The organism is Aquamicrobium sp. LC103 (assembly GCF_001014615.2).
Taxonomy (GTDB): Bacteria; Pseudomonadota; Alphaproteobacteria; order Rhizobiales; family Rhizobiaceae; genus LBCQ02.
The window spans coordinates 351,909-373,918 of the sequence record NZ_LBCQ02000006.1; the positions used below are offsets into that span (position 1 = coordinate 351,909).

Annotated in this window: 22 protein-coding genes and 1 riboswitch; of the genes, 11 read left to right on the forward strand and 11 right to left on the reverse strand. The window is 64.6% G+C overall.

Annotated features, from left to right (window positions below; translation table 11 throughout):
* The first annotated feature begins 31 nt into the window (after positions 1 to 31).
* A complete protein-coding gene (locus XW59_RS14320; protein ID WP_047145983.1) occupies positions 32 to 805 on the forward strand; it encodes an IclR family transcriptional regulator C-terminal domain-containing protein in 774 nt (257 codons plus the stop codon).
* 27 nt (positions 806 to 832) lie between these two features.
* Here the strand turns inward: XW59_RS14320 and XW59_RS14325 are convergent, their stop codons facing one another.
* Positions 833 to 1,555, reverse strand: a complete 723-nt coding sequence (locus XW59_RS14325; RefSeq protein ID WP_047145984.1) for a haloacid dehalogenase type II — start codon at positions 1,553 to 1,555, stop codon at positions 833 to 835.
* Positions 1,556 to 1,767: 212 nt separating this feature from the next.
* Here XW59_RS14325 and XW59_RS14330 point away from each other — a divergent pair, with 212 nt between their 5' ends.
* The 4 genes from XW59_RS14330 (at position 1,768) to XW59_RS14345 (ending at position 6,818) form a co-directional block, all read left to right on the forward strand.
* Positions 1,768 to 3,081: a tetratricopeptide repeat protein gene (locus tag XW59_RS14330; RefSeq protein ID WP_246666097.1), complete on the forward strand. Its 1,314-nt coding sequence runs from the start codon at positions 1,768 to 1,770 to the stop codon at positions 3,079 to 3,081.
* Between the two features lie 175 nt (positions 3,082 to 3,256).
* The gene (gene xylB / locus XW59_RS14335; protein WP_047145986.1) at positions 3,257 to 4,711 is read left to right on the forward strand and encodes a xylulokinase; all 1,455 of its coding nucleotides are present in this window, start codon (positions 3,257 to 3,259) and stop codon (positions 4,709 to 4,711) included.
* Positions 4,712 to 4,760: 49 nt separating this feature from the next.
* A complete protein-coding gene (xylA, locus tag XW59_RS14340; protein ID WP_047145987.1) occupies positions 4,761 to 6,071 on the forward strand; it encodes a xylose isomerase in 1,311 nt (436 codons plus the stop codon).
* Positions 6,072 to 6,158: 87 nt separating this feature from the next.
* On the forward strand, positions 6,159 to 6,818 hold the full coding sequence (locus tag XW59_RS14345) for a glutathione S-transferase family protein (RefSeq protein ID WP_047145988.1): 660 nt from the start codon (positions 6,159 to 6,161) through the stop codon (positions 6,816 to 6,818).
* A gap of 9 nt (positions 6,819 to 6,827) precedes the next feature.
* On the opposite strand, the gene arsB is transcribed toward XW59_RS14345, so the two are convergent.
* The 10 genes from arsB to thiC all read right to left on the reverse strand — a co-directional run bounded on the left by arsB (position 6,828) and on the right by thiC (position 14,573).
* Positions 6,828 to 7,946 (reverse strand): ACR3 family arsenite efflux transporter, encoded by a 1,119-nt coding sequence (arsB, locus tag XW59_RS14350; protein WP_047145989.1) that lies wholly within the window; start codon positions 7,944 to 7,946, stop codon positions 6,828 to 6,830.
* Positions 7,947 to 7,979: 33 nt separating this feature from the next.
* Positions 7,980 to 8,405: an arsenate reductase (glutaredoxin) gene (gene arsC, locus XW59_RS14355; RefSeq protein ID WP_137327030.1), complete on the reverse strand. Its 426-nt coding sequence runs from the start codon at positions 8,403 to 8,405 to the stop codon at positions 7,980 to 7,982.
* 8 nt (positions 8,406 to 8,413) lie between these two features.
* Positions 8,414 to 8,956, reverse strand: coding sequence for an arsenate reductase ArsC (locus XW59_RS14360; protein ID WP_047145991.1), 543 nt, complete (start codon positions 8,954 to 8,956; stop codon positions 8,414 to 8,416).
* Entirely contained in the window at positions 8,949 to 9,311 is a 363-nt protein-coding gene (locus tag XW59_RS14365; RefSeq protein ID WP_047145992.1) for a metalloregulator ArsR/SmtB family transcription factor, read from the reverse strand. The genes XW59_RS14360 and XW59_RS14365 overlap by 8 nt, the downstream gene beginning before the upstream one ends.
* A gap of 73 nt (positions 9,312 to 9,384) precedes the next feature.
* Complete coding sequence (locus XW59_RS14370) at positions 9,385 to 10,188, reverse strand: hydroxymethylpyrimidine/phosphomethylpyrimidine kinase (RefSeq protein ID WP_348639317.1); 804 nt, start codon at positions 10,186 to 10,188, stop codon at positions 9,385 to 9,387.
* Positions 10,158 to 10,763, reverse strand: coding sequence for a thiamine phosphate synthase (locus tag XW59_RS14375; RefSeq protein ID WP_047145993.1), 606 nt, complete (start codon positions 10,761 to 10,763; stop codon positions 10,158 to 10,160). The genes XW59_RS14370 and XW59_RS14375 overlap by 31 nt, the downstream gene beginning before the upstream one ends.
* A complete protein-coding gene (locus tag XW59_RS14380; protein ID WP_047145994.1) occupies positions 10,760 to 11,530 on the reverse strand; it encodes a thiazole synthase in 771 nt (256 codons plus the stop codon). The genes XW59_RS14375 and XW59_RS14380 overlap by 4 nt, the downstream gene beginning before the upstream one ends.
* Before the next feature lie 29 nt (positions 11,531 to 11,559).
* Entirely contained in the window at positions 11,560 to 11,757 is a 198-nt protein-coding gene (thiS, locus tag XW59_RS14385; protein WP_047145995.1) for a sulfur carrier protein ThiS, read from the reverse strand.
* Positions 11,726 to 12,736, reverse strand: a complete 1,011-nt coding sequence (thiO, locus tag XW59_RS14390; RefSeq protein WP_047145996.1) for a glycine oxidase ThiO — start codon at positions 12,734 to 12,736, stop codon at positions 11,726 to 11,728. Before thiO ends, thiS begins: the two co-directional genes overlap by 32 nt.
* Positions 12,737 to 12,740: 4 nt before the next feature.
* Positions 12,741 to 14,573: a phosphomethylpyrimidine synthase ThiC gene (thiC, locus tag XW59_RS14395; protein ID WP_047145997.1), complete on the reverse strand. Its 1,833-nt coding sequence runs from the start codon at positions 14,571 to 14,573 to the stop codon at positions 12,741 to 12,743.
* 107 nt (positions 14,574 to 14,680) lie between these two features.
* Positions 14,681 to 14,798, reverse strand: a riboswitch (TPP riboswitch).
* 180 nt (positions 14,799 to 14,978) lie between these two features.
* Between thiC and mobA the strand changes: the two genes are divergently transcribed.
* The 6 genes from mobA (at position 14,979) to XW59_RS14425 (ending at position 21,988) form a co-directional block, all read left to right on the forward strand.
* A complete protein-coding gene (gene mobA / locus XW59_RS14400; RefSeq protein WP_047145998.1) occupies positions 14,979 to 15,617 on the forward strand; it encodes a molybdenum cofactor guanylyltransferase MobA in 639 nt (212 codons plus the stop codon).
* Positions 15,618 to 15,735: 118 nt separating this feature from the next.
* A complete protein-coding gene (locus XW59_RS14405) occupies positions 15,736 to 17,157 on the forward strand; it encodes a sodium:alanine symporter family protein (protein WP_047145999.1) in 1,422 nt (473 codons plus the stop codon).
* A gap of 145 nt (positions 17,158 to 17,302) precedes the next feature.
* Positions 17,303 to 18,241 (forward strand): glycosyltransferase family 2 protein, encoded by a 939-nt coding sequence (locus XW59_RS14410; RefSeq protein WP_047146000.1) that lies wholly within the window; start codon positions 17,303 to 17,305, stop codon positions 18,239 to 18,241.
* Positions 18,238 to 19,059 (forward strand): glycosyltransferase, encoded by an 822-nt coding sequence (locus XW59_RS14415; protein WP_047146001.1) that lies wholly within the window; start codon positions 18,238 to 18,240, stop codon positions 19,057 to 19,059. Before XW59_RS14410 ends, XW59_RS14415 begins: the two co-directional genes overlap by 4 nt.
* 131 nt (positions 19,060 to 19,190) lie before the next feature.
* Complete coding sequence (locus tag XW59_RS14420; protein WP_136068238.1) at positions 19,191 to 19,658, forward strand: hypothetical protein; 468 nt, start codon at positions 19,191 to 19,193, stop codon at positions 19,656 to 19,658.
* A gap of 152 nt (positions 19,659 to 19,810) precedes the next feature.
* On the forward strand, positions 19,811 to 21,988 hold the full coding sequence (locus XW59_RS14425) for a glycosyltransferase family 2 protein (RefSeq protein ID WP_206077710.1): 2,178 nt from the start codon (positions 19,811 to 19,813) through the stop codon (positions 21,986 to 21,988).
* The last annotated feature ends 22 nt before the right edge of the window (positions 21,989 to 22,010 follow it).

A 22,010-nucleotide genomic window follows, 5' to 3' on the forward strand; every position in this document is an offset into this window, starting at 1 on the left:
GGTCGGAAGCGCGGATTCTGGAGGCGTGTCCATGCGCGCTGAGGAGACCCCCCGCGACCTCGTCGGCTCGCTGGAGCGCGGGCTCGGTGTAATGGAGATTCTCGCCGCCCATCCGGCGGGGCTGACACTCACCGAAACGGCCGAGAAGGCGGGCTTGACCCGCGCCGGAGCACGGCGCTTTCTGCTTACGCTGGCGGCAACCGGCTATGCGACGCAGACCGGGCGGCTGTTCACGTTGTCGCCGCGCCTGCTCTCGGTGGCGCATACATGGCTGCAGGGCACGTCGCTTTGGGGTTTCGCCGAGCCAATCATGCGACGCACGGCAGCCGAATTGCAGGAATCCTGCTCGGCCACCATCCTTTCCGGAGAGGACGTCGTCTATGTGGCGCGGGTCGCGGGCCCGCGCATCGTCAGCCTGGAACTTCACGTCGGCGCGCATCTACCGGCCTATTGCACGGCCATGGGCCGGGTCCTCCTCTCCGACCTGCCCGAGCCAGAGCTCGAAACGTTCCTGGCCCGCGCGAGGATAAGGCCGAACACGGTCAAGACGGTGACCGACCGCGGCAAGCTCGCCGAGATCATCGCCGGCGCGCGCGCCGCCGGCTATTGCGCGGTCGACGAGGAGCTGGAGATCGGCCTGCGCTCGCTCGCCGTGCCGGTCCGCGACCGCTCGGGCAGGCTCGTCGCCGCGATCAACGTTTCCACCCAATCGGCGCGGCATTCCGTCGAGGAGATGGAGCGCGAATTCCTTCCCCGCCTGCGCAAGGCCGCCGCCTCGATCGAGGATTTTTTCGTGGTGCAATAGAGCGCCGCGTCAGCCTCTTGAGCCGGGCTAGGACTGAAGCCGCTCGGCCAATTCGATGAAATCCCCGGCCACCACGTCCCAATCCCCATCAGCGTGCAAATCCGTGGTCTGCGCCGGTCCGTGCTCGGTCGGACGCGGGACGAAGGCCGTTCGCAATCCGCATGCCCGGGCTGCCGCAAGATCGTCGTTGTGAGCGGCCACGAGACAGATTTCCTCCGGCCTCATCGCCAGGACGTCGGCCGTGCGAAGATATGCTTCCGGCATCGGCTTGTATGCTTGCGCGACCTCGGCGCCGAGGATCGCATCCCACGGAATGCCGCTGCGCTTCGCCATGTCGAGCATGAGGATGATGTTGCCGTTCGAGAGCGGCGCGATGATGCGGCGGGCTTTCAGCCGCGTGAGACCGGCCACCGCGTCCGGCCACGGATCCAGTCTGTGCCAGGCCAGATTCAGTTCGTCCAGCGCGGAAACCGGCACCGAGGCGGGGTCGATCCCGAACTCCGGCAGTATCGCTTCGAGATTCTCCCGATGCAGCACGTCGAGCCGCGTGAAAGGCCGGCGGCCGCTGCGTATCTCCTCCATCGCGGGGGAATAGAGGCGTCGCCACGCATCGGCGAATGCCGTGGGATTGATTTCTTCCGCACCATGCCGCTCCAGGAACGGCTCGGCTTCCCGGGCCACGCCGCCCCGCCAGTCGACGACGGTGCCGAACACGTCGAAAACCAGCGCACGCACACCATCCAATGCCATAACCGGGGCTCCTTGATCTGCTCTATTTCCTCTTGGCGCAGAGTAGCGTGAAAAGCCGACTTTGCGCCACCGAGCCGACGAAGCACCCGATCGTTCTCCCGCTGTCGGATGTCCTCCGCGTCGTTCCTACTTTCCCGTTGGAGCCATGGCGCGGATTCCGATAGTCTGAGCTCGAAGCCGACACGGAGCCCGCAGACTTGCCTCACAGGGATATCCTCGACCTTCCGGTGAGCGGCGCCGGCGAACGGAGCCTCGCATCCTATCACGAGGCGCTGCGCGGCCTGCAATGCTTCATCGGCGATCCGGTCGCGTCGCTCGACAAGGCCCTGGCACTCGATCCGGGCTTCGTCATGGCGCATGTGCTGAAGGGATATCTCTACGGACTTTCCACCGAACGCGCCGCCCAACCGGTGACGCGGGCCTGTTTCGACGCGGCCGCCGCCCTCCCCGCCACCGAGCGCGAAAGGCGCCACGTCGCGGCCCTTGGCGAGCTTGCCGCCGGCCACTGGCACAAGGCCGGTGAATTGCTCGAGGACCTGACGATCGACCATCCTCTCGATGCGCTCGCGCTACAGGCCGGCCATCAGATCGATTTCTTCACCGGCAACGCGCGCATGCTGCGCGATCGCATCGCGCGCGCCCTGCCACGCTGGGATATGTCGATGCCGGGCTATCACGCGATCCTGGGCATGCACGCTTTCGGGCTGGAGGAGACCGCCGACTATGCCCGCGCCGAGGTCCAGGGCCGCCGCGCCGTCGAGCTGGAGCCGCGCGACGGCTGGGCCCAGCACGCTGTCGCTCATGTGATGGAAATGCAGAGCCGCCAGCGCGACGGCATCGCCTGGATGCGGGCCAATACCGAAAACTGGACGAAGGAAAGCTTCCTGCAGGTCCACAATTGGTGGCACCTGGCGCTCTACCATTTCGAGCTCGGCGAGACGGACGAAGTGCTCTCGCTCTTCGACGGGCCGATCTTCGGCTCGCGCTCGGAGCTCGCGCTGAACATGGTCGACGCCTCGGCGATACTCTGGCGGCTCCATCTGGCCGGCGCGGATGTCGGCGGCCGCTGGACCGCGCTCGCGGAGAATTGGGCACCGTTGGCAGATGCCGCCAACTACGCTTTCAACGACGCGCACGCGATGATGGCCTTCGTGGGTGCCGGAAGGCACGACCTGGCTCGGAGGCTTCTCGCCGCGCAGGTCCAAGCGATCGCCCGCGACGACGACAATGCCGCCTTCACCCGCGATGTCGGCAATCCGGTCACAAAGGCGATCCTCGCCTTTGCCGAGGGCGACTACGCCCAAACGGTCCGGCTCCTGAAACCGATCCGCAGCATCGCGCATCGCTTCGGTGGCAGCCATGCGCAGCGCGACGTTCTCGACCTGACGCTGATCGAGGCGGCCTTCCGCGCGGGCGCCCGTGGGCTTGCCGCCGCACTCGCCGCCGAGCGTCACGACGCCCGGCCCGATAGCCCGCTTTCCCGGCTCTTCGTGAGACGTGCCGAAAATCTCCAGGCGGCGGAATAGCGTCGCGCCGGCGCAGCCGCCTTGACCCGACCGCCGCTCGCGCGGTATTTTTTGCGAGTGTCGAAATAAATAGCGACTCGGCGCCGGACTATCTGCTAGAAGACGTTTGCCGGCGGGGAGGATGGCGGTCGCAGCCAGGCCGCGTCAGCATGGCCGATCGGGAGGAAAGGCGAAAATGTATCTTGGAATCGACCTCGGCACGTCGGGCGTGAAGGCGCTGCTGATCGACGACAATCAGAAGGCGATCGCCACCGCGACCGGCTCGCTCGACGTTTCACGGCCGCATCCGGGCTGGTCGGAGCAGACGCCGGCGGACTGGATTCGCGCCACGCAGGACGCGCTTGCCGCGCTGAAGCTGTCGCATCCGGCCGAGCTTGCAACGGTCAACGGCATCGGCCTTTCCGGCCAGATGCACGGCGCGACGCTGCTCGACGCCGCAGGCAAGGTGCTGCGCCCCAGCATCCTATGGAACGACACGCGCAGCCATGCCGAAGCGGCCGCCCTCGACGCCGACCCGCGCTTCCGCGGGATTACCGGCAACATCGTCTTTCCCGGCTTCACCGCGCCGAAGCTCGCCTGGATCAGGAACAACGAGCCCGACGTCTTCGCGAAGGTCGCGAAAGTGCTTCTGCCGAAGGACTATCTGCGTTTCTGGCTGACCGGCGAGCACATCTCCGAAATGTCGGATTCGGCCGGAACCTCCTGGCTCGACGTCGAAAGGCGCACATGGTCGGACGAGCTTCTGGCCGCGACCGAGCTCGATGTCGACCATATGCCTTCGCTGGTGGAAGGCACGCACCCGGCAGGCACGCTGAAGGCGGAACTGGCCGCCGAATGGGGCATGAAAGGCAATGTGACGGTCGCCGGCGGCGCTGGCGACAATGCGGCTTCCGCCTGCGGCATGGGCACCGTGCAGCCGGGCCACGCCTTCGTGTCGCTCGGCACGTCCGGCGTGCTCTTTGCCGCCAACGGCGCCTATCTGCCCAATCCGGAAAGCGCGGTGCATACGTTCTGCCATGCGTTGCCGGCGACCTGGCACCAGATGGGCGTGATCCTGTCGGCGACGGATTCCCTGAACTGGCTGAGCACGATCACCGGCCGCAGCGCCGGCGAACTGACGAAGGAGCTCGGCGAGGAGTTGCGCGCGCCGACAGGCGTGACCTTCCTGCCCTATCTTTCCGGCGAGCGCACGCCGCACAACGACGCCGTCATTCGCGGCTCCTTCACCGGCCTCGCTCACGAGACCGGCCGCGACGCCCTCACCCAGGCGGTTCTGGAAGGTGTGGCCTTCGCCGTCCGCGACAGCATGGAGGCCTTGCGTTCCGCCGGCACCGGACTTTCCCGCGTCACCGCGATCGGCGGCGGCTCGCGCTCCCGCTACTGGCTGAAGGCGGTCGCCACCGCGCTCGGCATTCCGGTCGACATACCGGCGGACGGCGATTTCGGCGCCGCTTTCGGCGCAGCGCGCCTCGGCCTGATCGCGGCGGAGAAGGCGGACCCGCTTGCCGTCTGTTCGGCACCCCCGACAGCCGAGACGATCGAGCCCGACGCGGGATTGTCGTCGGCCTATCACGACGCCTACCGGCGCTACCGGGCGCTTTATCCGGCGATACGCAAGGTGACTGAATGAGCGCCGCAGATATCGTCGCGCCATAGTTGATCTACAGGGAGTACCAGACATGAGCACAGGCTTCTTCGGCAACACCAGGCCGATCCGCTATGAGGGGCCGGATTCGACCAATCCGCTGGCCTACCGCTTCTACGACAGGGATGAAGTCGTGGCCGGGAAGCGGCTGGAGGACCATCTCCGCTTCGCCGTCGCCTATTGGCACTCCTTCACCTGGCCGGGGGGCGACCCGTTCGGCGGCCAGACCTTCGAGCGGCCGTGGTTTGGCGAAACGATGGATCTGGCAAAGCAGAAGGCCGATGTCGCCTTCGAGATGTTCTCGCTGCTCGGCGCGCCCTATTTCTGCTTCCATGACGCCGACGTGCGCCCGGAAGGCGCGACGCTCGCGGAAAGCATCTCGCGGCTCGACGAGATCGCCGACTATTTCGCCGGCAAGATGGAGAAGACCGGGGTAAAGCTGCTCTGGGGCACGGCGAACCTCTTCTCCAATCGCCGCTACATGTCGGGCGCGGCCACCAATCCCGATCCGGACGTCTTCGCCTACGCCGCCGCCACGGTGAAGAGCTGCATCGACGTGACGAAGCGGCTGAACGGCGAGAACTACGTGCTGTGGGGCGGGCGCGAAGGCTACGAGACGCTGCTCAACACCGATCTTTCGCGCGAGCTCGACCAGTTGGGCCGCTTCCTGTCGATGGTCGTCGACTACAAGCACAAGATCGGCTTCAAGGGCACCATCCTGATCGAGCCGAAGCCGCAGGAGCCGACCAAGCACCAGTACGACTACGACGTCGCGACCGTCTACGGCTTCCTGAAGAAGTACGGGCTCGAGAAGGAGGTCAAGGTCAATATCGAGCAGGGTCACGCCATCCTCGCCGGTCATTCCTTCGAACATGAGCTGGCGCTGGCCGACGCGCTCGGCATTTTCGGTTCGATCGACATGAACCGCAACGACTACCAGTCGGGCTGGGACACCGATCAGTTCCCCAACAACGTGCCGGAAATGGCGTTGGCCTACTATCAGGTGCTGCGTGCCGGCGGCTTCACCACCGGCGGCACCAATTTCGACGCCAAGCTGCGCCGCCAGTCGCTCGACCCCGAGGATCTGCTGATCGCGCATATCGGCGGCATGGATTGCTGCGCGCGCGGCTTGAAGGCCGCGGCCAAGATGATCGAGGACGAGGCATTGTCCAAGCCGCTCGACGAGCGCTATGCCGGCTGGAACGACGCGGAAGCACAGGCGATGCTCTCGGGCAAGCGCACGCTGGACGAGATCTCGGCGCGCGTCTTGAAGGAAGGCATCGAGCCGCAGCCGAAATCGGGCCGGCAGGAGCTGCTCGAAAACATCGTCAACCGCTACGTCTGAGACATTGGCACCGCAAGCTTGCGAAAGCCGAATTCTCTTGCTATCCCTTGACTGATTGCAAATCGCAATCAGTCAAGGGAGGAAGCGATGAAGCCCACGCTCTACGCGCACCCGTTCTCGTCCTATTGCCAGAAAGTGCTCACCGCGCTTTACGAGAACGGCACGCCTTTCACCTATCGGATGCTGGGACTCGAGGACCCTGCGGCAGCCGAGGAGCTGAAGGCGCTCTGGCCGCTGATGCGGTTTCCCGTGCTGGTCGACGAGGGCCGCACGCTCGTCGAATCCAGCATCATCATCGAGCATCTGGACCTTGCGCATTCCGGCCCGGTGCGCTTCCTTCCGGCGGATCGGCGGGCAGCGCTCGACGTGCGCATGATGGATCGCTTCTTCGACAATTACATCATGACGCCGATGCAGAAGATCGTCTTCGACAAGATCAGGCCGGAGGCGGATCGCGATCCCCGCGGCGTTGCGGATGCGCGCCAGATGCTGGACACCGCCTATGGCTGGCTCGACGGCACGATGACAGGGCGGCAATGGGCGGTCGGCGACGAATTCAGCCTTGCCGATTGCGCGGCCGCCCCGTCGCTCCTCTATGCCGACTGGGTACACGAGATCGGCAACCGTTTCCCGCATGCGGGCGCCTATCGCTCACGGCTTCTGGCAAGGCCATCCTTCGCGCGGGCAGTCGATGAGGCCCGGCCCTATCGCAGGCACTTTCCGCCCGGCGCGCCGGATCGCGACTGACGCGTCCGATCAGACCCGGCCGCCCGCCCTCTCCTCCTCGGCTTGTACCGGCCATGCCTCCGCGGTCTCCGTCGGCGCGTCATCGGGGAACCAGCGCGCGCCGAGCCGCAGCGCGACATGCACCAGAAGGATCAGCACCGGCACCTCGACCAACGGTCCGATGACGGCGGCGAAAGCGACCGGCGAGGCAAGGCCGAACGCGGCGATGGCGACGGCGATCGCAAGCTCGAAATTATTGCCCGCGGCAGTGAAGGCCACCGCCGTGGTTCGCGGATAGTCAGCCTCGATCAGCTTGCCCATGGCGAAACTGATGAGAAACTGGATGACGAAATAGAGCGAAAGCGGAACGGCGATGATCAGCGCGTCCATCGGAAGGCGCACGAGATCGCTACCCTTCAGGCTGAACATCGCAACGATGGTGAAGAGAAGCGCGGCGAGCGTGACCGGCCCGATGCGTGGCAGGAACTCGCGCTCGTACCACGCCTCGCCCCTCCGCGCGACGAGGATGCGCCGGGTGAGGAAACCGGCGAGGAACGGAACGCCGAGATAGACCAGAACCGCTTCCGTGATCGTCCAGAAGCCGACCTCGACCACGCTGCCCTCCAGCCCGAAGAACGGCGGCAGGACGGCCAGAAAGAACCATGCATAGATCGAGAAGAACAGGATCTGGAAGATCGAGTTGAAGGCGACGAGGCCGGCCACATACTGGTTGTCGCCGCGCGCGAGCTGGTTCCAGACCAGCACCATGGCTATGCAGCGGGCAAGCCCGATCAGGATCAGTCCGGTCATGTATTCGGGGTAATCGTGCAGAAAGAGCACGGCCAGCGCGAACATCAGCACCGGCCCGATGAGCCAGTTCTGGACGAGCGACAGGATCAGCACGCGCCTGTCGGAAAAGACCTGGTGCAGCTCCTCGTAGCGCACACGGGCGAGCGGCGGGTACATCATCAGGATCAGGCCGATGGCGATCGGGATGTTGGTGGTGCCGACGGAAAGCGCGTCGAGCGCGCTCGGCAGGCCCGGAAAAGCGGTGCCGAGCAGGACGCCGAGCGCCATGGCGGCGAATATCCAGACGGTCAGGTAGCGGTCGAGAAAGGACAGGCGCGAGGCCGGCTTTGCCGAAGCCATCGAAAATCTCCAGTCGAAATGTCGTCGATGCGTTCAGGTCGTGCGGACGTGGCGGCCGTGCTCGTCGATCACCCGCTCGCCGTCCTCCTTGGAAAATTCGCCTTGCTGCCGCGGCAGCAGGTCGAGCACCGTTTCGGAAGGCCGGCACAGTTTGACGCCCCTGGAACTGACGACGATCGGCCGATTGATGAGGATCGGGTCGGTCATCATCGCGTCGATGAGTTGCTCGTCGCTCAGCGCCGGATCGTCGAGCCCCAGTTCGGCATGGGGCGTGCCGTTCTTGCGCAGAAGCTCGCGCACCGGAATGCCCATGCGGACGATGAGTTGGGTGAGCATGACGCGCGACGGCGGCGTCTTCAGATATTCGATGACGTGCGGCTCGATGCCGGCGTTGCGGATCAGGCCGAGCACGTTGCGCGACGTGCCGCAGGCGGGGTTGTGATAGATGACGACGTCCATGGCGACCCTCACGCTGCGCTCGGGCGCGGCCTTGTCGCGCCTTCCGCCTGGCCGATCTCATGAAGTTTCGCGCCGAGAGCATTCTTGTCTAGGCTTGAAACCGGCAGCGCCGTGAAGATCGAGATGCGGTTCTTAAGATAACGGAAGGCGGTGACGAATGCCCGATGCCTCTCCGCCTCCGTGCCGGTTGCGGCGGCAGGATCTTCGATCCCCCAATGCGCGTTCATCGGCTGGCCCGGCCAGACCGGGCAGGCTTCGCCGGCCGCGTTGTCGCAGACGGTGAAGACGAAATCCATGACCGGCGCGTCGGGCGTCGCGAATTCGTCCCAGGCCTTCGACCGGAGCCCTTCCACCGGATAGCCGAAATCCTGCAGCACCCTCAGCGCCAACGGATGAACCTCGCCCTTCGGCCGGCTGCCGGCTGAAAAGGCGCGAAACCGGCCGTCCCCCTCCTTGTTGAGAAGGCTTTCGGCGAGGATAGAACGGGCGGAATTGCCGGTGCAGAGAAAGAGCACGTTGTAGACGCGTCCGGTTTCGGTGGCATCAGACATGGGCAGGAACCTTTTCGGTTTCGCAGCACGAGGAGAGCGCGGCGACAGCCGGATTGCACACTTCCGGATGGCCGTGGCAGCAGTCGCGCATCAGGAATTCGACAAGGCCGGAGAGCGCCGGAAAAGCGGCGCTGTAGATGATCGAACGCCCTTCGCGCCGCGACTGGAGCAGGCCCGCCTGTTCGAGATGGCTCAGGTGGAACGAGATGCGCGAGGAGGACGCCCCGCCCATCTCCTCGCCGATGACGCCGGCTGGCATTCCTTCCGGCCCGGCGGCGACGAGCAGCTTCACGATGCGAAGCCGGGTTTCCTGCGAAAGGGCGGCGAACGCGTCGAGCGCCTGCTTCTCGTTCATTCTCATCTCAATATCTCAACAATTATTGAAATATTCATAGCAGCGCTCGAAGCCCCTTGCAAGGGCTCTCGGCTCAACTTCCGGGAGCCGTCGATGTCGGGCGCACATTTTCCCACAGCGCGGCGAAGACTCGGGCCTTCGCCGCCCGCACCGCGTCTTCCAGGGTGAAGCCTCCGGCGAGATTGGCAGCTACCGCGCTGGAAAGCATGCAGCCGGAGCCGCGCATCGCAGCATCCAGCCGCGGCGCGTCGAAATGCACGGGCGGCCGGTCACGAAACACGAGCATGTCGCCGGCGCGTTCGAGCGGCGCATGCCCCGCCTTCACGAGCACCGCGCCACGGCCATTCGCGAGAAGCTGGCCGGCCTGTTCGATCGCTTGTCCTGGGCCCCTCGCCGCCGGGCGACCTGCCAGGACGGCAAGCTCCAGCCAGTTCGGCGTGACCAGCCGGCAGAGCGGCAGCAGTTCCTGCTTCAGCGCCGCCGTGCCATCTTCATCGAGAAGCCGCCCGCCCGAGGAGGTCACCAGAACCGGGTCGAGCACCACCGGCAGGTCTGGCCGGGCGCGCAGCACCGAGGCGATTTCCGAGACCATGCGCGCCATACCGAGCATGCCGATCTTGACCGCGCGGACGTCGTTGGCGGCGAGCGCCGCGCGCATCTGGGCGGCGACGAGGCTCGGCGGCATGATCTCCACCGCACCGGCCTCGCGATGCGTCTGGACCGTCACCGCCGTCACCGCGACGCAGGCGCGCAGGCCGTGGGCGGCGATCGTCTCGATATCGCGCACGATGCCCGCGCCGCCGGACGAATCCGAGCCCGCGACGACGAGCACATGCGGCTCGCCGTTCATCTCCAGGCGGCCGTGGCGGCCAGCCACTCGCGCGTGCGCGCCTCCGGATCCGGATTGAGCGTGATGTCGGTGACGACGGCCGCCGACGACGCCCCGTTCTCGAACACGCCGGGCAGTCTTTCCGGATTGAGCCCGCCGATCGCCACCAGCGGCAGGGGCGCAACGCGCCTTTTCCATTCGGCGAGGCGGTCGAGCCCCTGCGGCGCCCATTTCATCTTCTTCAGGATCGTCGGGTAGATCGGACCGAGCGCGACGTAATCCGGCCGGGCCGAGAGCGCGGCGCCGAGTTCGGCTTCGTCATGGGTGCTGACACCGAGCTTCAGTCCGGCCCTCCTGATCTCGCCAAGATCGGCCACGGCAAGATCCTCCTGTCCGAGATGCACGAAATCGCAGCCCTCCTCGATCGCAAGCCGCCAGTAATCGTTGACGATGAGCTGGCAGCCGTGCCGCCCGCAAATCTCCCGCGCCCTACGGATTTCCACGCGAAGCGCGCCTTCGGCCGCATTCTTGATGCGCAGTTGCACCAGCTTGACGCCGAGCGGCACCAGCCGTTCGATCCAGCCCGCGCTGTCGACGATGAGATAGAAGGGATCGAGCTTCACGAGAACACCGCCTTGCCGATGAGAGGGGTTGAGGGCACCGCCATGTCGCGCGGTTCGAGCAGCCCGGCGAGCCACCCCTGCCGTCCGGCCTCTACCGCCTTGGCGAATGCCGACGCCATCACCACCGGATCGCCCGCCTTGGCGACCGCGGTGTTGAGAAGCACGGCGTCATAGCCGAGCTCCATCACGGCCGCCGCATGCGATGGACGGCCGATGCCGGCGTCGACGATCAGCGGAACGTCGGGGAAGTTGGCGCGCAGCGCCCGCAGCGCGTCGATGTCGACCGGCCCCCGCGCGGAACCGATCGGCGCGCACCAGGGCATCAGCACCTCGCAGCCGGCCTCCAGCAGCCGCTCGGCGACGACGAGATCGCCGGTCGTGTAGGGAAAGACCTCGAAGCCCTCGCGCGTCAGGATTTCGGCGGCCTCCACGAGCGCGAAGACGTCCGGCTGCAGCGTGTCGTGATGGCCGATCACTTCGAGCTTGATCCAGTCCGTGGCGAAGACCTCGCGCGCCATTTGCGCCGTGGTGACCGCCTCCTTGACGGTGTGGCAGCCGGCCGTGTTGGGCAGAACGCGCATGCCGAGCGAGCGGATCAGCGACCAGAACTCGCCGCCGGCCTTGCCGCCGGCCGATTCGCGCCGCAGCGAGACGGTGACGATCTCCGTAGCCGAAGCACGAACCGCCTCGGCCATGATCGCAGGCGAAGGATAGAGCGCCGTACCGAGCAGAAGGCGCGAAGAGAGGGTTTGTCCGTAGAGTTCCAATGAGCTGGCGGCAGGGATATTCTCCAACGTCAGCCTCCCTTCATCGGCGAAAGGATTTCGACGCGGTCGCCCTCGTCGAGCCGGGCCTGCGCCCGCTCGCGTCCCGGCACGAATTCACCGTTGACGGCGGTCGCGTACCAATTGCCTTCATAGCCGAGCTCGCCAAGCAGGCCGTCGAGCGTGTCCGCCTCCGCCTCAAGCGCGTTTCCGTTGACGATGAGCCTCATCGAAGCTCTCTCCCTTCCATGAATTTCCAACGAGGATTTCGGCGGCCTGTCCGGCCATGGCCGGCGCCATGAGAAATCCGTGACGGTAGAGCCCGTTGACGGCGACTACGCCGCCCTTCGGCGTCACCCTGGGCAAATTGTCGGCATAGGCGGGCCGCACTCCGCTCGACGCCTCGACCAGCCGCGCCTCGCCGAAGGCGGGATGCAGCGCGTAGGCCGCGTTGAGAAGCTCCATCACCGAGCGCGCGGTGACCGGCCCGTCCGACGCGTTCTCGATCATCGTCGCGCCGATCATGAAGCGGCCATTGCCGCGCGGCACGACGTAGATCGGAAAGCGCGGATGCAACAGCCGTACCGGCCGCGTCAGCCTCACCTCCCCCGTTTCCAGATAGAGCATCTCGCCGCGCACGCCGCGCAGGCCTGCATCATGCGCTAGCGCCGCCATGCCGGTGCAGTCCACCACTCTGTCGAAGCGGCCGAGGGCGGCCGCATCCGCGCAGCCGAAGGCGAAGTTCACGCCTTTCGAGACGAGCTTTGCGTGAAGCCCGAGAAGAGCTTGCCTGGGGTCGAGATGCGCCTCCCGCCCGAAGAACAGGCCCGAGCGGAAGCGGCCGGCGAGGTCGGGTTCGAGCGCGGCGATCTCCTCGGCGGAAACGAAGTCGTAGCCCCGCGTGCGCGAGGCGAAGCGCCGCAGCTCCGACGCGTCGCGGGGCGGCGCGAGCACCAGCGTCCCCGCAAAATGGACGAGACCGGGAAGCGCGTCCTCCCACCAGGCGGCCGCATGCTCGCCCAATTCGATGACGGCCTCCTCGCCGCTTTCCCTCTCGCAGAAGGGCGCGAGCATGCCGCCCGCCATCCAGGACGCGCCGGCGCCGATCCCCGGTCCGCGCTCGGCAACGAGGATTTCCGCTCCCCTTCGGGCAAGCTCGTGGGCGACGGTCAACCCCGCGACGCCGGCGCCCTTGACGAGAACGCGCATCGCCTCAGTCCTGCACGGCCCGCTCGGCCGCTTCGATAGGCATGTAGAGGTCGCCGCCCTCGCGGTACTTCTCAGCCATCGCGGCGAGACCTTCCTTCTGCGCCTCGGCGCGGATATCGTGGGAAATCCGCATCGAGCAGAATTTCGGCCCGCACATGGAGCAGAAATGCGCAACCTTGTGGGCCTCCTTCGGCAGCGTCTCGTCGTGGAAGGAGCGCGCCGTCTCGGGATCGAGCGAGAGGTTGAACTGGTCCTCCCAACGGAACTCGAAGCGCGCGCGCGACAGCGCGTCGTCGCGGATCTTTGCCGCCGGATGGCCCTTGGCGAGATCGGCGGCGTGGGCGGCGATCTTGTAGGTGATGACGCCGGTCTTGACGTCGTTGCGATCCGGCAGGCCGAGATGCTCCTTCGGCGTGACGTAGCAGAGCATCGCGGTTCCGAACCAGCCGATCATGGCCGCACCGATACCCGACGTTATGTGGTCATAGCCCGGCGCGATGTCGGTGGTCAGCGGTCCGAGCGTGTAGAACGGAGCCTCGCCGCAGACCTCGAGCTGCTTGTCCATGTTCTCCTTGATCTTGTGCATCGGCACGTGGCCGGGGCCCTCGATCATCACCTGGCAATCCTTCGCCCAGGCGATCTTGGTCAGCTCGCCCAGGGTTTCCAGCTCGGCGAACTGGGCGGCATCGTTGGCGTCGGCGATCGAGCCCGGCCGCAGACCGTCGCCGAGCGAGAAGGAGACGTCATAGGCGCGGCAGATGTCGCAGATCTCCTCGAAATGCTCGTAGAGGAAGCTCTCCTTGTGGTGATGCAGGCACCATTTGGCCATGATCGAGCCGCCCCGGCTGACGATGCCGGTCACACGGTCGACCGTGAGCGGGATATAGTGCAGCCTGACGCCGGCATGGATCGTGAAATAGTCGACGCCCTGCTCGGCCTGCTCGATCAGCGTGTCGCGATAGACCTCCCAGGTGAGGTCCTCGGCAACGCCGTTCACCTTCTCCAACGCCTGATAGATCGGCACGGTGCCGATCGGCACCGGCGAGTTGCGGATGATCCACTCGCGGATGTTGTGGATGTTGCGACCGGTCGACAGGTCCATCACCGTGTCCGCGCCCCAGCGCGTCGCCCACACCATCTTCTCGACCTCCTCGGCCATCGAGGACGTGACGGCCGAATTGCCGATATTGGCATTGATCTTCACCAGGAAGTTGCGACCGATGATCATCGGCTCGGACTCGGGGTGGTTGATGTTGGCCGGGATGACGGCGCGGCCCCGCGCCACCTCATCGCGGACGAATTCCGGCGTGACATGATCGGGAACCGCGGCGCCGAAGCTCTGCCCGTCGCGCTCGATCGCGGCGCGCGCCTTCTCGCGGCCGAGATTCTCGCGAATGGCGATGAATTCCATCTCCGGCGTGACGATGCCGGCGCGTGCATAGGCGAGCTGCGTGACCGCCCGGCCGCCCTTCGCGCGGTAAGGCTGGTGGCGCAGCGGAAACTCCGGCGTCAGCCTGTCGCCCGAAACGAAACCATTGTCCTCCGGCTTGACGATGCGTCCGTCATAGCGCTCGACGTCGCCACGCGCGGCGACCCAGGCCTCGCGAGTGCGCGGGAGGCCGGCGTCGATATCCGTCATCAGCGAAGGGTCGGTATAGGGACCGGACGAATCATAGACGGTGACGGGCGGCTCGCCGGCACTGGGATGAACCGAGATTTCGCGCAGCGGCACGCGAATATCAGGATGAAGGTTTCCCGGTTTATAAATCTTCCGGGAGGCCGGCAGCGGGCCGGTCGTGACGTTCGGGGTTTGCGGAATCTTGGTCCGGGCGTTCATGTCGAGGCTCCTTTGCGATCGCAATGGAGACCCAGCTCTTTTCCGGAAGGATTGGATGAGGCTCTGCAACGGTTCGAGGGAATACGCCCTCTTTCGGGATTCCGGACTGCAAAGCCATCGCACCATCCCTACGCCAGTACGAACTGGATCAGGTTCGAAGGGTCACCGCGCTGCGAAAAGCCAGCAGTATCTCAGCCCGTTGTCCGGGCTCCCCTGGTGAATGCCGCGATAGTAGAAGGGCCGGCAGGCTTGTCAAGCCGAAGCTGCACGCGATCCGCCGACCGCGCTGCATTCCGGCCCGACCCATATTTCCGCTGACCTTGGAAATGCCTTTGGGGAGTGGCCTGGGCCTGATCAGGCTGTAGAATAGGTCGAGCTGACGCTGCGTGGGAAATCGCCTGGGTGATGACAAACAACGACCATCGCACGTATCCGGAAACCATCGGCGTCGTCCTTGCCGGCGGCCTCGCGCGGCGCATGGGCGGCGGCGACAAACCCATGCGCAGGATCGGCGGCCGTGCCATCCTCGACCGCGTCGTCGAGCGGTTCCTTTCGCAATGCGACGCGATCGTCCTCAACGCCAATGGCGACCCCGGGCGTTTTTCCGCCTTCGGCCTGCCCGTCGTCGCCGACACGGTGGCGGGTTTTCCGGGGCCGCTCGCCGGCGTGCTGGCGGCTCTCGACTGGACGGCGGCGAACCGGCCGGACGCGCGATGGGTGGCAAGCGTCGCCGGCGACTGTCCGTTCCTGCCGCGCGACCTCGTTGCGCGGCTTCACGAGGCGCGGAAAAAGGAAGGGACCCGCCTCGCCGTGGCGGCTTCCGGCGGCCGATCGCATCCGGTGATCGGGCTTTGGGATATCGGCCTGCGCGAGGATCTGCGCCACGCCCTGATGGTGGAGGACATCCGCAAGGTGGATCGCTGGACGGGGCGCCACCCGCTCGCGACCGTCTCCTGGCCCACCGAGCCGCTCGACCCTTTCTTCAACGCGAACACGGTCGAGGATCTGGCTGAGGCGGAGAAGCTCGCGGCTCTGGCACAGTAGCAGGTCCTAAATCACGGTCGGTCGGCTAGACTTTTCACCGCAGCGCGAAATATTCAGGAAAGCTTTCCTTTAGGTAAGCTTAGCTTGAGCGGCGGGGGGGGTGAACGGGGACAATACAATGACGGCCATCATCGATTTCCTGAATACGATCTTCTGGAGCTACGTACTCGTCTACGGCCTGATCGCCGTCGGCATATTCTTCACGATCAGGCTCGGCTTCGTTCAGTTCGTCCATTTCGGCGAAATGTTCCGTGTCGTGCGCGGCTCGGACAAGAACGACAAGTCAGGCATCACGCCCTTTCAGGCACTGACGACGAGCCTGGCCTCGCGGGTCGGCACCGGCAACATCGCCGGCGTGGCGGTGGCCCTCTATCTCGGCGGGCCCGGCGCGATCTTCTGGATGTGGGTCGTGGCACTGGTCGGGATGGCGACCGCCTATGCGGAAAGCACCCTTGCCCAACTCTACAAGGTCAGGAACAAGGAGGGGCAGTATCGAGGAGGGCCGGCCTTCTACATCGCGCGCGGCCTCGGCGCGCCCTGGGCCGGCGGCATCTTCTCCGTCTGCCTGATCCTCGCCTTCGGCCTCGTCTTCAACGCGGTGCAGGCCAATTCGATCGCCGACGCCATGCAGGGCGCCTTCGGCTTCCCGAAGATCGGCACCGGCATAGTCGTGGCGGCGATCACCGGCGTCGTCATCTTCGGCGGCATCAGGCAGATCGCGCGCGTGGCCGAGATCGTCGTGCCTTTCATGGCCGGCGCCTATCTGCTGATGGCCGTCGTCGTCCTCATTATGAACATCACCGAGGTCCCCGGCGTGATCGGCCTGATATTCAGCAGCGCCTTCGGCCTTTCGGAAGCCGCGGCCGGCTTCACCGGCGGGCTGGCGGCCGCGATGCTCAACGGCGTCAAGCGCGGCCTGTTCTCCAACGAGGCCGGCATGGGCTCGGCGCCCAACATCGCCGCTGTCGCCACGCCCGATCCGCACCACCCTTCCTCGCAGGGGCTGGTACAGGCGCTGGGCGTCTTCATCGACACCATACTCGTTTGCACGGCAACGGCGGTGCTCATTCTGCTGTCGGGCGCCCTCGTGCCGGATTCCGGCGTGACCGGCACCCAGCTCACCCAGGCGGCGATGCAGGAGCATATCGGGGCGGCGGGCGTCTATTTCGTGGCGCTGGCGATCTTCTTCTTCGCCTTCACCTCGATCATCGGCAACTATGCCTATTCGGAAAACGCGATGACGTTTCTCGGCGCCGGCACCGGCATCCCGATCGCGATCCTGCGCGCCGCGGTTCTCCTGATGGTCGTCTGGGGCGCCTACGAAACGGTCGCGACCGTCTTCGATGCCGCGGATGCCTCGATGGGCCTGATGGCCACCATCAACCTCATCGCGATCCTGCTTCTGTCCGGAACGGTGGCCAAGCTGACCAAGGACTATTTCGACCAGAAGAAGGCCGGCGAGCGGCCGACCTTCCACGCGGCCAATTATCCCGAGCTGCAGGGGCAGATCGATCAGGAGATCTGGTCGGAGCGGCAATAGCGCACATTCGCCGGCCTTTCGACGGGCGGAAGGCGGCACCAACCATGCGCGTTGCCGCCATGCGGACCGAAAGCTGGATTCGGGCGGTAAAAAGCTGCGGACGGGTGTATTCCCAACAGGTGCCCCGATCTGATAGCACCCGTCGATGCAGTCAGAAATTTCCGCAGACCTCGATGGCAATTCCCGGCTTTCGGCCACGGTCAGCGCCGTCATCGTCACCTACGAGCCCGATCTCGCGGCGCTCGGGCGGCTCGTGGCGGCGATTTCGGCGCAGGTCGGCCGCATCATCGTCGTCGACAACGGTTCGCGAAACGACGTCGGAAGCTGGCTGTCCCGTCAGGAGGCCAGCGTCGACTTCATCGCCCTCGGGGAGAATTTCGGCATCGCCCGGGCGCAGAATGCCGGCATAGGCCAGGCCCGCGCCCATGGCGCACGCCACGTGCTGCTGTTCGATCAGGACAGCTTGCCCGCAGCCGACATGGTGGCCCATTTGCTACGAGCCGCCGAGGCCAAGCGTGCCGAGGGCGTGAAGGTCGCGGCCGTCGGCCCGCGCTACGAGGATACGCGGCAGATGAACCCGCCACCCTTCATCAAGGTGGAGGGATTGCGGCTGAAGCGCCATGCCTGCGCCTCGCCCGATGCCGTCGTGGAAGTTGACTACCTGATCGCCTCGGGCTCGCTCCTCCCGATGACCGCGCTGGACGCGGTCGGCGGGATGCAGGAAGAACTCTTCATCGACTATGTCGACATCGAATGGGGCTTGCGGGCGCAGCGCGAGGGCTTCCGCTCCTTCGGCGCATGCGCGGCACGCATGCAGCATTCGCTCGGCGACAATCCGATCCAATTCCGCAACCGCCACATACCGGTGCACAGCCCGCTCCGGCACTACTACCACTTCAGGAACGCCGTGTGGCTTTATCGGCAGCCTTGGCCACGATGGAACTGGAAACTCGTCGACGGCATTCGCCTGCTGCGGAAGTTCGTCTTCTACAGTCTCTTCACGCCACCGAGGATCGAGCACGCCCGAATGATGGCGCTGGGCATCGCGCATGGCCTGACCGGCCGGATGGGGAAGCGGCGATGACCACGGAACGGGCCGAAACGGCGGCTCCGCTCCTCACCATCTGCATCGTCGTTTACAGGTCCGATCCCGCGACGATGGAAGCGACGCTCACGAGCTTGAGCACGGCTGCGCGACCGCTCGGTCTCGAGCGGGTGAGGCTCGTGATCGTCGACAACTCCCCGGAGGAGACACCACGCGACTGGCTCGGCGCCTTGCCGTCCGAGTTGCCCTTCGAGGTCATATCCGGGCATGGCAATGTCGGCTACGGACGCGCCAACAACATGGTGCTGGACCAGCTCGGCGAATATCATCTCGTGCTCAATCCGGACGTGGAAATGGCCCCGGATGCGCTTTCCCGGGCGCTCGCCTTCATGGCGGCCAATGCCGATTGCGGGCTCCTGGCGCCCGCGGCATTCCATCCGGACGGGCAACGGCAATATCTGTGCAAACGCTACCCCGCGATCGTCGACCTCCTCCTGCGCGGCTTCGCGCCCGCAGCGATCAGGCGATTGTTCCGCAAGCGGCTGGACCACTACGAGATGCGCGACCTGATCGGCGAGGAGACCGTATGGGACCCGCCGATAGCCAGCGGCTGCTTCATGTTCTTTCGTGGAGCGGTCTTCCGGACGCTCGCAGGCTTCGACGAACGCTATCTGCTTTACTTCGAGGATTTCGACATCTCGCTGCGTGCGGGCCGTATAGCGCGCATCGCCTACGTGCCGTCGGTCCGCATCGTCCATGGCGGCGGCGCCGCCGCGCGCAAGGGGTTTTGGCACATACGCCAGTTCGTCCGCTCCGCCGGCATCTTCTTTACCGCGCATCGGATCAAGTTCTACTGAGCGCTGTTCATGGCAAGACCAAAGAAGGAAGCCGAGCGACTTGTCTAAAAGGCACATAAAATCTGCGCAAAGTTGAAACTTCTTCTTTCATCTTATTTTAGCGGGCGCTATAGCTGTACCGGGATCGATTGATGGCTGGGGGGCCGGAAAGATTGATACTGCCGCATTTCGAGCGCATTCTGGAAATCTGCAGGATCCGGGGCTGGCGCGAGGGCCACAAAACCCTGACGGTGGATCGCGACGGGTTGAAGGCGATCCTGCAGGAAATTCTGCGAGCATTGCCCTTCGACGAACGCTGGTACATCGACAACTATCCTGACGTCGCGGACGGCATTGCGAAGGGTGAGATCGCCTCGGCGCGCACGCATTACATGGAGTTCGGCTTTTTCGAAGGCCGCCTGCCGGGCCTCAACGGATTCGACGGTGCGGCTTATTGCCGGCATTACCCGGACCTCGCTCCCCTGCTTGCGCAGCCGCATGGCGCCGCCCTGGCGCAGTCGCATTTCATCGAACACGGCTATCGCGAAGGCCGCGAGACACCTGCCCGGGAGATCGAGATTCCGCCAAGGCAGGAAGCGACCACGCAGCCACTCAGCTGACGCATTGCGTTCCAATTCTTAACGCATGATCGCGACGCAGGGGGAAGACAGAACATTCCCGAATGAAACGGGAATACTTTGATAAGTCTCTATGGGGAATCATGGCAGCGATCGAATTTCTTGACAGAAATGTATCTAGAGAATTTGACGGATTGCACGCCGGAAACAGCGATTCCGAGCTCCTGCAACTCGAGGCTTTAAACAGCGATCCGCAGATCATCTTCAAGCCGGAGGAAATCATTCAGCCCGGCTGGTACCATGTCGCTCTCGCCATGGAGATGGGCGGCGATGCACATCCGCAAGTCTTCTTCGATTTCGGCAGCGGGTTCGACGAGGCCTTTTCCACCCGCCTCAAACGCAGCAAGGGAAGCCTTTTCTCCGCTGCTTTCAAGCTGCCCTCCCCTGCTTTCCTCGTGCGGCTAGACCCAACGGAGAACCGCGGCGCTTTCAAGATCAGCTCTTTCCGCCTGCGCGAATTGTCCGCGCCGGAGTTGGCCATGATGCTCGCCCGCCAGGCGCTGAGCATCATGCGCCGCGACCCGCGCGGCTTTATCCGCCGGCTGCCCGCCTACCTCAATGCATTGCGCGGACCCGCCTTTCTGCAGTTCCGCGACAACGCGCACGTGAAGGGCGGGGGAGATTATCCCACCTGGATCGCCCGTCATGATTTCGATGCCGAGCGTGACATGGGGGAAGTCGCCGCCGCGGTGGAAAGTCTGGACGTCAAGCCTCTCATCAGCGTGGTCATGCCGGTCTACGACACTCCAGCCGATCTGCTCGACCAGGCGATCGCCTCGGTCGCGGCCCAGATCTACCCGAATTGGGAACTCTGCATCGCCGACGATTGCTCGACCGCGCCGCATGTGCGCCCGCTGCTCGAGGATTGGCAGCGTCGCGATGAGCGCATCAAGCTGGTTTTCCGCGAAGAAAACGGACACATCTCGCGCGCCACCAATTCCGCCTTCGCGCTGGCAAGCGGCGAATGGATCGCGCTTCTCGACCATGACGACCTCTTGCGTCCGCATGCGCTGGCCGAAGTCGCATTCGAGATCGCCCGCCACCCTGCCGCCGAACTCATCTATTCCGACGAAGACAAGCTCGATGCCAAGGGCAACCGCTACGATCCATTCTTCAAGCCGGATTTCTCGCGCGAGCTCTTCCGATCCCAGAACTATCTCAACCATCTGACGGTGCATCGAGCGGAAAACATCCGCGCCGTCGGCGGCTGGCGGCCAGGCTTCGAAGGCAGCCAGGACTATGATTTGAGCTTGCGCGTCTTCGAGGGAATAGATGCGGCGAATATCCGTCACATTCCCAAGGTGCTTTATCACTGGCGCGCCGTCGACGGCTCCACGGCCGTCTCCCGCGATGGAAAAGACTACGCCCATGGCGCCGGCATGAGGGCTCTCCAGGAGCATGTCGCGCGCGTGAAGCTGCCGGCGGCCGTCGAGGAAGCGCCCGAAACGCCTTTCTACAGGCTCAGATTCGCGGTCCCGGAACCGCAGCCGCTGGTAAGCCTCATCATTCCGACACGCGACCGGGTGGAGTTGCTCAAGGGCTGCGTGGAATCGATTCTCGAAAAGACCACTTACAGCAATTATGAGATCGTCATCGTCGACAACGGCTCGGTCGAGCAGTCGACGCTCGCCTATTTCAAGGAGTTGAAGAGCCGGAAGAACATCCGCGTGCTCGCCTATCGCAAGAAATTCAACTATTCGGCGATCAACAATTTCGCGGTCGGCAAAGCGAAGGGCGAAATCGTCGGGCTCATCAACAACGATATCGAAGTGATCTCGCCCGATTGGCTGACCGAAATGGTCTCGTGGGCGGCCCAGCCGGATGTCGGCTGTGTCGGCGCGAAGCTCTACTATGCAAACGACACCATCCAGCACGCCGGGGTCATTCTGGGGATCGGAGGTGTCGCGGGACACTCGCACAAATATTTTCCGCGCGACCATCCCGGCTATTTCTCGCGGCTGAAAGTGATCCAGAACCTCTCGGCGATAACCGGCGCCTGCCTGATTGTTCGTAAGAAGATCTTCGAGGCGGTCGAAGGGCTAAACGCCAAGGACCTAGCAGTGGCCTTCAACGATGTGGATTTCTGCCTGAAAGTGCATGAGGCAGGGTATCGCAACGTTTGGACCCCATATGCGGAACTCTATCATCTCGAAAGCATTTCGCGCGGCGCCGAGGACAATCCGGAGAAGATAGCGCGTTTTATATCAGAGGCGACTTTCATGAAGAATAGCTGGCATAGTGAATTAAAATATGATCCATTTTATTCTCAAAATTTATCGAGATTTAAAGAAGATTTTTCGATGAAAGAGTGATGAAATTAATATAATATTAATA